Source organism: Pseudomonas saliphila, from assembly GCF_008638345.1.
Classification (GTDB): Bacteria; Pseudomonadota; Gammaproteobacteria; order Pseudomonadales; family Pseudomonadaceae; genus Halopseudomonas; species Halopseudomonas saliphila.
This window is the reverse complement of sequence record NZ_VTVA01000002.1, coordinates 398573-411062: the sequence shown is the minus strand read 5'-3', so window position 1 is coordinate 411062 and position 12490 is coordinate 398573. Positions and strand designations below refer to the sequence as shown.

Genomic DNA, 12490 nt, shown 5'->3' with positions numbered 1-12490 from the left:
GCCATTCGGGTTAGGGGGGATTCGCTTTTCAGCATGTGATCTCAGCCCCGCCCCCCAAGCCTCTCCTCAAGCTCAACAAATATCGCATTCAGCACGTCCTCTAGCTCAGCCAGCACCTCCCGATTATCGAAGCGGATGACCTTCAAGCCCAACGCCTCAAGTTGAACAGTGCGAACCTGATCCTTCACCGCCTCAGCGGGCTCGAAATGCTGGCCACCGTCCAATTCGATGACCAGCTTCGCAGCGGCGCAGTAAAAGTCGACGATATATCCAGCCAGCGGCTTCTGGCGGTAAAACTGGACGCCCAGCATCTGCTTGCGACGCAGCCTGCTCCAGAGCAATTGCTCTGCAGCGCTCATGTCCTGGCGCAACGCGCGTGCTCGTGGTTTCAGGTCCCTTTTGTACGGCAACATGGCGCTTCCCTGTCGTTGACAGGAAAATCCTAGCGCTATCGCCTTTCGCGAATCCAGCACCAGATACCAGGGCTGTGAAATGCATGTTGAAACCCGCAGCGGTTGCGGCCATCCTTGCCATCTCCTGCATTCTTCATAGGACCAGCTCATGCAAGCCCCCAGCACCGCCCTGATTCGCGAAACCTTTCCCGTGGGCCCGTTACAGTGCAATTGCACCATTATCGGCGATCCGGTTACCGGCAAAGCGATTGTGGTTGATCCCGGTGGCAATCATCAGATGATTCTTGATCGGCTGGAGGCGTTGGGACTGAAGGTGGTCAGCATCATTCATACCCATGCGCATCTGGATCACTTTCTGGCGTCGGGTGAGATGAAGAAGGCGACCGGCGCGACATTGCATCTGCATAAGGAAGATCAGTTCCTCTGGGATAATCTGGAGATGCAATGCAATATGTTCGGTATACCCTACACACCGGTCCCGGCCCCCGATCAGTGGCTGCAGGATGACGAAGCGCTGGCGTGTGGCTGCGGCGTTGCGATGCACACGCCTGGGCATACCCCTGGCTCGATGAGTTTCTGGTTCCCGCAGGACAAGTTGCTGATTGCCGGCGATACGCTGTTTCGTGGCGGTATTGGTCGGACTGATCTATGGGGTGGCGATTCCAAAGCCATCGAGCAATCCATTCGCGGGCGCCTGTATCGTCTCGATGAAGAGGCTGTTGTGGTGACAGGGCATGGCCCGGATACGCGGATCGGGGATGAAATGCGTGGTAATCCCTTTGTTCGGGCATAATTGCGACTGCGGTTTTACTCGTTCTTTACGTTATGCATACACTGCCGCACGTTCGGACAATGTATCGTTTTGCATGACATGTGTTATTACTTTCAAGGAATAGCTATGAAAATTAAAGGCTTGATGGTTGCTGGTCTGTGTTCAGTAGTACTGGCGGGTTGTACCTCCAACCCTTATACGGGTGAGAGCCAGGCGGGTAAATCGTCTATCTATGGCCTGGGTGGCGCAGCTGCTGGTGCCGTGATCGGGGCGGCCACTTCCAGCAAGAAGGATCGGACCAAGGGCGCCCTGATCGGCGCTACTGTCGGCGGCGCAACGGGTGCAGGCTATGGTTATTATGTCGACCAGCAGGAGGCTCGCCTGCGTCAGGAGTTGCAAGGTTCCGGCGTTCAAGTGATTCGCAACGGCGACCATTTGCAACTGGTTATGCCGGGCAACATCACCTTTGCCAGCAACTCTTCCGACATTTCCAGCGGCTTCTATCCAACGCTGAATTCACTGGTCAAGGTATTCAAGGAATTCGATCGCAACGGTATCGACATCGTTGGCCACACTGACAGCACCGGGTCCATGGATCTCAATATGCGCCTGTCGCGTGACCGTGCTACCAGCGTTGCGTCCTATCTGACCGGCCAGGGTATCGCTGGACCGCGTATCAGCAGCAGTGGAGCTGGCCCGAACCAGCCGATCGCGAGCAATGACAGCCAGTCAGGCCGCGCCCAGAACCGTCGTGTGGAAATCAACTTGCGTCCGCTGTAATCCTCTTCTGACGGGCTGACCCATGCGGGTCAGCCTGACAGTCAGCAAGGCCCTCCTTAACGCTTGCTCCTGGTGCTGGGGTATTCCTGGTACAGCTTATCCAGCAATACATCCTTCTCCTGCCACAAGCCATTGATCCAGCCCTGGAAATGCTCCCGGAACAGCAGGTCGTTCTGATAATCCTGGCCGAGAAACTCGGAGGGGATCGGGCGAAGTTCGCAGCGCATCACCACCTTGCGTATCCGGCCACTCAATAAATCCCAGAAACTTGGACTGCCGTCGGGGTAGTGGATGGTGATGTCTACCAGTGAACGCAATTGTTGACCCATCGCATCCAGAACAAAGGCGACGCCGCCAGATTTGGGGCGAAGCAGATGGCGGTGGGGTGAGTTCTGTTCGGCGTGCTTGGCGGGTGTCAGCCGAGTGCCTTCGAGAAAATTGAACACGGCCACCGGTGTGGTCTTGAATTTCTCGCAGGCGCGGCGGGTGGTGGCCACGTCCTGTCCGGCTTTCTCCGGATACTTGTCGAGATAGGCCTTGGTGTAGCGCTTCATGAACGGGAAATCCAGCGCCCACCAGCATATGCCGATGATCGGCACCCAGATCAGCTCCTGTTTGAGGAAAAATTTGAGCATCGGCATGCGCCGGTTCAGGTTGTGCTGCGGTACCAGGATGTCTACCCAGCTCTGATGATTGCTGGTCACCAGATACCAGCCGTCGTAATCCAGCTGCTCAAGGCCAGTAACGTCCCATTCGATATTGCCAGTCAAGCGCATCCAGCCGCTGTTACAGAGGATCCAGAATTCGGCGATGCGAATCAGCACGCGGGTACACAGGGTCTGCAGCGGCGGGTAAGGCAATAGCTTGAGCATGGCGAGGGGGAACAATACGCTGAAGCACAGCAGTGTATTGATGATCAGCAGCAGGGTGGCGATGATGCCGCGAAGGGGCGCGGGCAAGAATTTCAGCATTCTGGTTGCTCGATAAATGACCCGGCGCAGGGCGCCGGGTCCAGGTCCGTTGTCAGTTATCGCTGCCGCTAGGTGCGACAGCAAGTTCCAGGGTTACTTGTTGTTGTCGGCCTGAATAGCAGTCAGGGCGATAGTGAAGACGATGTCGTCCACCAATGCCCCCCGGGACAGATCGTTGACCGGCTTGCGCAGGCCTTGCAGCATCGGGCCGACGCTGATGACGTTGGCGCTGCGCTGTACAGCCTTGTAGGTCGTATTCCCAGTATTCAGATCAGGGAATATGAATACAGTGGCTTTGCCGGCCACGGGGCTGTCTGGCGCTTTTTGCAGGCCGACGCTGGCGATGGCCGCGGCATCATATTGCAATGGGCCATCAATCAGCAAACCCGGTTCCCGCTCGCGGGCGATCCGCGTGGCCTCGCGTACTTTCTCCACATCCACACCGGTTCCGGATGCGCCGGTCGAGTAGCTGATCATCGCCACGCGCGCCGGGATGCCGAAGGATTCGGCGGAGCGGGCGCTCTGGATGGCGATTTCGGCGAGATCGGTGGCATCCGGATCAGGATTGACCGCGCAGTCTCCATAGACCAGCACCTGTTCCGGCAACAGCATGAAGAAGATCGACGACACCAGGTTGTAGCCGGGCGCTGTCTTGATCAGCTGAAACGCCGGGCGAATGGTGTTGGCGGTGGTGTGAATGGCGCCCGATACCAGGCCGTCGACTTCGTCCAGCGCCAGCATCATGGTGCCCAGCACCACGTTGTCTTCCAGTTGCTGCAGAGCCATAGGCGCGTTCAGGCCACGGCCCTGACGGAGCTCAACCATGGGCTCGACATACCGCTCGCGAATGAGATCCGGATCGAGGATCTGCAAGCCTTCGGGCAGTGTGATGTGTTGCGCGCGGGCTACCGCCTCAACGGCCTCTGGCTTGGCCAGCAGAACACACTGGGCGATTCCGCGACGCTGGCAGATGGCTGCAGCCTGTACGGTTCTGGGCTCGTCGCCCTCCGGTAGCACGATGCGCTTGCGCGCCTGCTGTGCCCGACGTACCAATTCATAACGGAAGGCAGGCGGCGACAGGCGCACTTCATTTGGAGTGCCGCAGCGTTGCTGTAGCCAGGCCTGATCGATGTGCGAGGCCGCGAAATCGGTGACCAGCTCGGCGCGCTCGATATCATCCACGGGTATTTCGCGGTTCATGCGGTCGAGCAGGGACGCGGTGGCAAAACTGCCGGTCGGCACCGTGATGATCGGCAGGCCATTGTCCAGTGCCGGCTGACAGAGCTGCATCACCCTCGGATCTGGCGTTATGTCGCCGGTCAGCAACAGCCCAGCAAGTGGCGTTCCGGACAGCGACGCCAGGCTGCTCGCAATAATGATGTCGTCCCGGTCACCCGGCACCACCAGCAGTGTGCCGGGCCGGAACAGGTCGATGGTATTGGGAACGGTCCGCGCGCACAGAATGATGTCCATCACCCGACGGCTCTGCATGTCGCCGGGGTGCAGGGTGCCCGCTCCGAGCAATGCCGCTACATCGGAGGTACGCGGTGCGTTGAGCTCTTTTTTCCATGGAATACAGCCGATCAGGCGGAAGTCGCCCGTATCCAGGGCGCCGGACTGCTGCTTCAGCGCCTGTGAGAACTCCTTCAGCGTGCGCTTCAATTCGCCGCGGTCGGCGGGAATATCATCGCCGCTATACAGGCCTTGCACCTTGTTGACGATTACGCCGATGACCTTGGGATCCTTGGGTCCGCCAAAGGTATGCGCGTGCAACTCGATACGGTTGGCCAGGTTGGCCAGATTATCGTCGTCGGGCGCGGACACCAGTATGACGTCGGCATCCAGGCTTTTTGCCAGATGGTTGTTGATGCGCGCGGCATAGCTGGCCTGGCGGGTAGGCACCATGCCTTCGACCACCACCACGTCCGCATCAATCGCGGCTTGCTGGTAGCGGCTGATGATGTCCTCCAGGACGCCGTTCAGATCGCCTATGGCCAGCCGATGTTCGACATCCTGCAATTCCAGGGAGGCCGGCGGCGTCAGGCCGAGCGTGCGGGAAATAAGCTCGCTGGAGCGTTCCGGGCCTTCGTCACCGGGGTGAGGCTGGGCGATCGGCTTGAGGAAATGCACGCGTAAACCGGTGCGCTCGAGGGCGCGAATCAGGCCAAGGCTGATGGATGTCAGACCTACGCCAAAACCCGTGGGCGCGATGAAAAATGTATGCATGGTGTTCCTGCTTCAGTGGGTGGGTGCGGAATCAAGCAGGGAGAGACTTTCCTCTCCTATCTGACGTTCTTCGTCAGTGGGTATTACCAGAATGGCGGGCGAGTGTGGCGTCTGGATAGTGCCGGCCTCGCCCCGGGGCAGCTCATTGTTGCGCTGCGTATCGATCTGCAGCCCAAAGATGCTCAGGTGGGCGACTGTCAGCTCACGAACCAGTGCGGAATTCTCGCCGATCCCGCCGGTGAAAATCAGGCCATCCAGGCGCGGCAAGGCAACGGCGAGTCCGGCCAGGGACCTGGCCAGTCGATAACAGAACACGTCGATCGCCAGTGCTGCGCCGGCATGGCCCGCGGCGCGTGCCTCGACCAGCTGACGCATGTCGTTGGACAGGCCCGACAGGCCCAGCAGGCCGCTTTCCCGGTTCAGCAGTTTTTCGATGCGCGTAAAATCCCAGCCGAGCGTGCGGACCAGATGAAAGTGCAGGTTGGGATCGACATCGCCACTGCGCGTGCCCATGACCAGACCTTCCAGTGGCGTCAGGCCCATGCTGGTATCCAGACTCCTGCCGTCCAGTACCGCACAGGAGGAGCAGCCGTTGCCCAGATGCGCCGTCAGCCAGGCACCTTCGCCGGGTTGACGTCCGGTCAGCAGACTGGCCTGGTTGGTCACATAATGATGACTGGTGCCGTGGAAGCCGTAGCGTCGCACGCTGTGCTTTGTATAGAGCTCTTCGGGCAGAGCATAGCGATAGGCGTGGGGCGGCATGCTCTGGTGAAAGGCGGTATCGAAGACAACGATGTGCGGCGTCTCGGTAAATACCTTCATCGCCGCCTCAATGCCCATCAGGTTCGCTGGATTATGTAGCGGGGCGAGGGGGGCACTGGCGCGAATCGCGCCGATCACCTTGTCATCGATAACCTGTGCACAGGTGAAATGCTCGCCGCCATGCACTACCCGGTGGCCCACTGCGCTGAGCGGTTGTTTAGCATATTCATCAATCAGCGGCAGCAGACTGGCCATCGCCGTACTGTGTTCGCCGTCGCTCAGCTTGATCTGCTGTTTATGATCGCCGGCCTGCCAGTCAAGAGTCGCCTGATCAGAATATAGCCGCTCCGCCAGACCACTCAGCAGGGGTTTGTTGACGCCTTCCCTGCGTAGTGCAAACTTGATCGAAGAACTACCGCAATTGATCACCAGAACCAGCCGACTAGACATGGATATTCCGTTTCGCTGAGAAGTGTAGGGCTGATATTAACGGGTTTTTCGAGCCTTTTGGGCATATGCGACACTAGGTTCCATGTGTCGGTCAAACCGTGCGTTTCGAGCCCAAGGTGCGTAGACTAGCTGGCTTATTGAAAACGACAGGGGCCGAACTATGCAGATTGCTGCCAAAAAAGCTGTATCGATTGACTACACTTTGACCAACGATGCAGGTGAAGTTCTCGATTCATCCGCTGGCGGTACTCCGCTGGTTTACCTGCACGGCGCGGGTAACATTATTCCTGGTCTTGAGCAGGCGCTTGAGGGCAAGCAGGAAGGCGACCAGGTAAATGTCACCGTCGAGCCGGAAAATGCGTACGGCGAATTCAGCCCGGAGCTGGTTGCGGTGCTCGGCCGTAACATGTTCGAAGGCGTGGATGAGCTGGAAGCAGGAATGCAGTTTCACGCGTCCGGACCGGACGGTGGGATGCAGATCGTGACCATCACTGGTGTGGAAGGCGACGAAGTCACCGTCGATGGCAACCACCCTCTGGCTGGCCAGCGTTTGACCTTCGACGTCAAGGTTGTCGGTATCCGTGATGCCAGCGATGAAGAAATGGAGCACGGTCACGTGCACGGCGAAGGCGGCGTAGAGCACTAAGCTCAAGCCGAGCCGTTCGCAAGGACGGCTAGCGCCCGAAAGCCCCCGTTATCGACGGGGGCTTTTTTGTGGGCGGCTGTTTTTATCGGTGCAGTGAAGTAAACAATAGCCGTATATCAATCTTGGTGATTTAGCGTCGTTTACCTATCAGAGTGAAATGACCGATCGTATAGTGGCGGCATGAACAGCATCCAGGACAAGCGCGCGAGGATCCTCGCGGCCGGCACCACCGCCATGTTGCGCAAGGGCTACAACGGCACCGGCGTGCAGGAAATTACCCGCAGCGCCGGCGTGCCCAAGGGCTCCTTTTATCATTATTTCGAGAGCAAGGAAGATTTCGCCGTACAGGCGCTGCACTTCTATTATGTGCCCCGCCTTGAGCGATTCGCCCGCGCGCTGAAGGATGATGACGTCTCCCCGCGTGAGCGCATCCTGCGATTCTACCGGGACCTTGTCGGGCATTTTGCCAACCAGGCCGAGCCCTCCAGCCAGTGTTTCATCGGCAGCCTATGCCATGAGATGGCCGATGAGAGCCAGCCTATCGGCTGCGCTGCCAGTGCTGTGTTCACACGCTCCAGTGAGCTGCTCGCCGGTTGCCTGGAACAGTCGCGAGCGGCGGGCGAGCTTGCTGCGGATCAGGACCCTGACGCCCTTGCCGCATTTATCGGGGCTGCCTGGGAAGGCGCACTGTTGCGCATGAAGCTGGACCGGCAAGTGGCGCCGCTGCGGGTTTTTATCGATCAACTGGAGCGGTTGCTGCGTCCCTGATCATTCCCTAATACAAAACGAGACGACTGGTCAGTTCGGCCGGCGTCGTGTCTTCTTTATATTCCACCAACCGCCAGGAGTAACCGATGGCTGCTGATATTCGCCCCCTGTTTCAACCCTTCACCATGGGGCCACTGTCCCTGAAGAACCGCATTGTCATGCCGCCGATGACTCGCCACTTTTCACCCGGCGGCATGCCAACCGACGCGGTTGCCGACTACTATCGCCGTCGCGCCGAAGCGGGCGTCGGGCTGATCATCACTGAAGGCACCACGGTTAACCATCCGGCTGCCTCCGGCGCGGGTGACATTCCCTGGTTCCATGGTGACGCGCTGGCGCAATGGAAGAAGGTCGTCGATGCCGTGCACGCCGCAGGCGGCAAGATCGCACCGCAGTTATGGCACCTTGGCAGTGCGCGTCGTCTGGGCAGCGAGCCCAATCCGACCGTACCTGCCTACGGTCCGATGGAGAAGATCAGTAAAGGCGTCACGGTTGTGCATTGCATGACCACTGCAGACATCCAGGACATCGTGAGCGCCTTCGCCCAGGCGGCTCGCGATGCCAAGGAGCTGGGGTTTGACGCCATCGAGCTGCACGGCGCGCACGGTTACCTGATCGATCAGTTCTTCTGGGAAGGCACTAACCAGCGTACCGACGAATACGGTGGCAGCATGGAAAACCGTGGACGCTTCGCGGTCGAGATCGTGCGCGCCGTGCGCGAGGCAGTCGGGCCTGACTACCCGATCATCTTCCGCTACTCGCAGTGGAAACAGCAGGACTACACCGCGCGCCTGGCGCCGACCCCAGAGTTGCTGGAAGCCTTCCTTGCGCCACTGGTCGAGGCTGGCGTGGATATCTTCCATTGTTCGCAGCGGCGCTTCTGGGAGCCCGAGTTCGAAGGTTCCGACCTGAACCTGGCAGGCTGGACTCGGAAACTCACCGGCAAGCCCTGTATCACCGTCGGCAGCGTTGGCCTGGACGGCGAGTTCATTCAGTTCATGGTGGATACGGACAAGGTGGCGCAAACGGCTAACATCGACAACTTGCTTGAGCGTCTGAGTAATGACGAATTCGATCTGGTCGCGGTGGGGCGGGCGTTGATCGTTGACCCGCAATGGGCCGCCAAGGTACAGAAAGGCCGGTTCGACGAGATCCTTCCGTTCAGCCGTGAGGCGCTGACCACGCTGGTGTAATCAGCTCATGCCCGATGCCCTGCATGAGAAGGGCATCGGGCACTGATTTACGGCGGCCCGTTCAAGGGCCGTTCCCGTACCCATAACAGGGTTGATCCGGCCACGGCGCTCGGCATCACCAGCAGATTGACCAGCGGAATCAGCATGCCGACGTACACCGGCAAGCCGAAGCCAAGTGACAATGCCCTACGGCCTTTCATCCAGCGCAGCATGTCGATGAAACTGACCTTGTCATTGTCCGCCTGATAATCCACGTACTGGACCGCCATCATCCACACGCCAAATACCAGCAGCAAGGGTGAGGCAATCAGATTGACTACCGGGATCAGCGTCAATAGCAGCAGTGCAATCAAGCGCGGCAGGTAATAGCCGATCTTGCGCAACTCGCGGCCAATGCTGCGCGGAACCGTCATCAGGATTTCGGTGTAGCTGGTGGGCGGGCTGACCAGTCCACGCTCCTGTTCGGCGACCTTCTCTGCCAGAAATCCATAAAAAGGCGAGGCGATCATATTAGCGATCAGACTGAAGCTGAAGAACAACACCAGTAGCACCACCAGCGCGAAAAGAGGCCAGAGCAGCCACTCGACGAAGCTGAGCCAGTCCGGCAGGGTGGGCACCAGCCGAGCCATCCAGATATTGAACTGACGAACGCCCCAGCTGATCAGTCCAATAAAAAGCGCCAGGTTCAGCAAAAGGGGGATCACGATAAAGCGTCGCAGGCCCGGCTGGCGTATGGTTCTCCAGCCTTCCTTGAAATAGTCGGTGCCACGCAGCGGCGCCGGAGAGTTTGCCATTCGTTGCGGTTCCCTGAATGAATGAGACGGTTTATAGGCGTAAACTATCCGTTTCATTGAAGCTATGAAATATCCAACTGTCTGTCGGTGGCCTAGGATCTGTCGATTCGTTTTCCACCGAGGCATACAAGGAGTTGAATCATGAGTGTACTGGTCAATCGTCCCGCCCCGGATTTTATCGCACCCGCCGTATTGGCTGATGGCGCGATAGTCGAGTTTTTCGATTCATCCTCGCTGCGCGGCAAATACGCGGTGGTGTTCTTCTGGCCTCTGGATTTCACCTTTGTATGTCCGTCGGAGATCATCGCGCACAACAACCGCATCGACAAATTCCGGGCGTTGGGCGTGGAGGTGATCGGCGTGTCGATTGATTCGCAGTTCACCCATTACGCCTGGCGCAATACGCCGGTCGAGAAGGGCGGCATTGGTCCCGTGGAGTTCACCATGGTTGCGGACGTGAAGCATGAAATTACCCGCGCCTACGGTATCGAGCATGATGACGGCGTTGCCCTGCGCGCTTCGTTTCTGATTGATCGCAACGGCATAGTGCAGCACCAGGTGGTGAACAACCTGGCGCTCGGGCGTGAAGTGGATGAAATGATCCGCGTTATCGAGGCGCTACAGTTTACTGAAGAACATGGTGAAGTCTGTCCGGCCGGTTGGCGCAAAGGCCAGAAAGGCATGAAGGCCGATGCAGAAGGCGTTGCCGCTTATCTTGCAGAAAACGCCAGCCAGCTTTGAATTGTGTGAACGGTCAGCAGAGGTTCACCCTTTCGCCAGGCTGCCGTTCCTTTTAAATTTCGCTCACCGCGCGTGCGGTGCTTAGGAGGCATTGATGTCTGAAGTTCGTCACTCCCGTCTGATTATTCTGGGCTCCGGCCCAGCCGGTTACAGTGCAGCGGTTTACGCCGCCCGCGCCAACCTCAAGCCCTTGCTGATCACCGGCATGCAGATGGGCGGCCAGCTGACCACCACCACCGAGGTCGATAACTGGCCCGGCGATGTGGAAGGATTGCAGGGGCCGGACCTGATGGAGCGGATGCGCAAGCACGCCGAGCGTTTCGAAACCGAGATCCAGTTCGACCACATCAACAAGGTCGACCTGGCCAACCGCCCATTCACCCTGTGGGGCGACAGCGGTGCCTACACCTGCGACGGGCTGATCATTGCCACTGGCGCGTCCGCGCGCTACCTGGGCCTGCCCTCCGAAGAAGCCTTCATGGGCAAGGGCGTCTCGGCCTGTGCCACCTGTGACGGCTTTTTCTATCGCAATCAGGAAGTGGCGGTCATCGGCGGCGGCAATACCGCAGTGGAAGAGGCGCTGTACCTGGCTAACATTGCCAAGAAGGTCACCGTCGTACACCGCCGGGAAATCTTCCGCGCCGAGAAAATCCTGGTCGACAAGCTGCTGGCCCGCGTAGCCGAAGGCAAGATCGTGCTGCGCCTGAACGCCACGCTGGATGAAGTGCTGGGCGATCAAAGCGGCGTCACCGGCATGCGCATCGCGCATAACGAAGGCGGCACTGAGGACATCTCCCTGAGTGGCGTATTCATCGCGATCGGCCACACCCCGAATACCGGTCTGTTCGAAGGGCAGCTGGACATGAAAGACGGCTACCTGAAGATCAAGAGCGGCACTGAAGGCAACGCAACCGCCACCAACATCCCCGGCGTGTTCGCCGCCGGCGACGTCGCCGATCACGTCTATCGCCAGGCCATTACCTCCGCTGGCGCCGGCTGTATGGCCGCGCTGGATGCCGAGAAGTTTCTGGACGAGCAGTAAGCGGGGCGGCAATTGCGCTGTTGCGGCTGCGGATCATCGGCGAGATGATTGATCCGCTTTGCTCTCGCCACCCAACGGAGCTGAAATGAACCTGCAAGCTGTTCTTGAGGAATTACATGCTGCGCTTCCAGGTCTGTCTGCGGTGTACCTGTTTGGCAGCCAGGCTACGGGAGATGCTCGGCCGGACAGCGATATGGATCTCGCGGTGCTCGCCGATACGATGCCTGGTCCAGTCGCTTTATGGGACCTTTCGAGTCGGCTAGCGGGTATTGTCGGATGCCCGGTTGATCTGGTGGATCTACGTGCAGCCTCCACCGTCATGCAATACCAGATCATAACCAGTGGCCGGCGTGTCTGGGCTCGTGACAGCGAGGCGGCGCTATATGAGAGCTTCATCCTCAGCGAGAAAACCGATCTGGACGAAGCACGTGCCGGGGTTCTGCAGGATGTGCGGGATACAGGGAGGATTTATGGTTGATGACGTGCTGATCAACAAGGCGGCTACTATTGAACGCTGCGTCGCACGCTCCAGGGAAGAGTATGAGAAGGGTGCGGAAAGCTTTCTCACCGACCTGACTCGTCAGGATGCAGCCATACTGAATATTCAGAGGGCATGCGAGGCGGCGCTCGATATGGGGCAACATCTGGTCAGGCGAGAGCGGCTGGGCGTTCCACAGAGTGCGCGCGACGTGTTCGCATTGCTTGCACAGGCCGGTTGGATCGACCCGCAACTTGCTGAGCGTTTGCAGAAAATGGTCGGTTTTCGCAACATTGCCGTACACGATTACCAAGCCCTTCAGTTGCCGATAGTAGTCGCTATAATCACCGGTCACTTGAGTGACTTCCTGGATTACAGCCGGGTTCTGTTGCTTCGCGAAAGTGAGGAAGGGCACTAAGAGGTTGTTTGGTGCTGGACGAAATTGTCTCCAACT

14 protein-coding genes are annotated in these 12490 nt (G+C 58.8%); 9 read left to right on the top strand and 5 right to left on the bottom strand.

Translation table 11 applies throughout. The features are described 5' to 3' along the window. Window positions 1-41: 41 nt before the first annotated feature. Entirely contained in the window at window positions 42-413 is a 372-nt protein-coding gene (locus tag FHK95_RS03925) for an endonuclease domain-containing protein (protein ID WP_150303281.1), read from the bottom strand. 148 nt (window positions 414-561) lie between these two features. Here FHK95_RS03925 and FHK95_RS03920 point away from each other — a divergent pair, with 148 nt between their 5' ends. Then, window positions 562-1206: an MBL fold metallo-hydrolase gene (locus FHK95_RS03920; RefSeq protein ID WP_150303280.1), complete on the top strand. Its 645-nt coding sequence runs from the start codon at window positions 562-564 to the stop codon at window positions 1204-1206. Between the two features lie 105 nt (window positions 1207-1311). Then, window positions 1312-1965, top strand: a complete 654-nt coding sequence (locus tag FHK95_RS03915) for an OmpA family protein (RefSeq protein WP_150303279.1) — start codon at window positions 1312-1314, stop codon at window positions 1963-1965. Window positions 1966-2021: 56 nt separating this feature from the next. Here the strand turns inward: FHK95_RS03915 and FHK95_RS03910 are convergent, their stop codons facing one another. The 3 genes from FHK95_RS03910 to FHK95_RS03900 all read right to left on the bottom strand — a co-directional run bounded on the left by FHK95_RS03910 (window position 2022) and on the right by FHK95_RS03900 (window position 6374). Further along, window positions 2022-2936, bottom strand: coding sequence for an acyltransferase (locus FHK95_RS03910; protein WP_150303278.1), 915 nt, complete (start codon window positions 2934-2936; stop codon window positions 2022-2024). A 93-nt stretch (window positions 2937-3029) separates the two neighbouring features. Further along, a complete protein-coding gene (gene pta, locus FHK95_RS03905) occupies window positions 3030-5162 on the bottom strand; it encodes a phosphate acetyltransferase (RefSeq protein ID WP_150303277.1) in 2133 nt (710 codons plus the stop codon). A 12-nt stretch (window positions 5163-5174) separates the two neighbouring features. Beyond that, window positions 5175-6374, bottom strand: coding sequence for an acetate kinase (locus tag FHK95_RS03900; RefSeq protein WP_150303276.1), 1200 nt, complete (start codon window positions 6372-6374; stop codon window positions 5175-5177). Window positions 6375-6534: 160 nt separating this feature from the next. Between FHK95_RS03900 and FHK95_RS03895 the strand changes: the two genes are divergently transcribed. The 3 genes from FHK95_RS03895 to FHK95_RS03885 all read left to right on the top strand — a co-directional run bounded on the left by FHK95_RS03895 (window position 6535) and on the right by FHK95_RS03885 (window position 8981). Beyond that, complete coding sequence (locus tag FHK95_RS03895; RefSeq protein WP_150299430.1) at window positions 6535-7020, top strand: FKBP-type peptidyl-prolyl cis-trans isomerase; 486 nt, start codon at window positions 6535-6537, stop codon at window positions 7018-7020. A 180-nt stretch (window positions 7021-7200) separates the two neighbouring features. After that, window positions 7201-7788, top strand: a complete 588-nt coding sequence (locus FHK95_RS03890) for a TetR/AcrR family transcriptional regulator (protein WP_150303275.1) — start codon at window positions 7201-7203, stop codon at window positions 7786-7788. An 86-nt stretch (window positions 7789-7874) separates the two neighbouring features. Continuing rightward, window positions 7875-8981 (top strand): NADH:flavin oxidoreductase, encoded by a 1107-nt coding sequence (locus FHK95_RS03885; protein ID WP_150303274.1) that lies wholly within the window; start codon window positions 7875-7877, stop codon window positions 8979-8981. 47 nt (window positions 8982-9028) lie between these two features. On the opposite strand, the gene cysZ is transcribed toward FHK95_RS03885, so the two are convergent. Beyond that, window positions 9029-9775: a sulfate transporter CysZ gene (gene cysZ / locus FHK95_RS03880; RefSeq protein ID WP_150303273.1), complete on the bottom strand. Its 747-nt coding sequence runs from the start codon at window positions 9773-9775 to the stop codon at window positions 9029-9031. 141 nt (window positions 9776-9916) lie between these two features. Here cysZ and FHK95_RS03875 point away from each other — a divergent pair, with 141 nt between their 5' ends. From FHK95_RS03875 to hepT, 4 genes are all read left to right on the top strand, one after another. Continuing rightward, complete coding sequence (locus FHK95_RS03875) at window positions 9917-10516, top strand: peroxiredoxin (RefSeq protein ID WP_150303272.1); 600 nt, start codon at window positions 9917-9919, stop codon at window positions 10514-10516. Window positions 10517-10610: 94 nt separating this feature from the next. Next, complete coding sequence (gene trxB, locus FHK95_RS03870; protein WP_150303271.1) at window positions 10611-11558, top strand: thioredoxin-disulfide reductase; 948 nt, start codon at window positions 10611-10613, stop codon at window positions 11556-11558. A gap of 85 nt (window positions 11559-11643) precedes the next feature. Continuing rightward, window positions 11644-12036 (top strand): type VII toxin-antitoxin system MntA family adenylyltransferase antitoxin, encoded by a 393-nt coding sequence (mntA, locus tag FHK95_RS03865; RefSeq protein WP_150303270.1) that lies wholly within the window; start codon window positions 11644-11646, stop codon window positions 12034-12036. After that, window positions 12029-12454, top strand: a complete 426-nt coding sequence (gene hepT, locus FHK95_RS03860) for a type VII toxin-antitoxin system HepT family RNase toxin (RefSeq protein ID WP_150303269.1) — start codon at window positions 12029-12031, stop codon at window positions 12452-12454. The genes mntA and hepT overlap by 8 nt, the downstream gene beginning before the upstream one ends. Window positions 12455-12490: the final 36 nt, after the last annotated feature.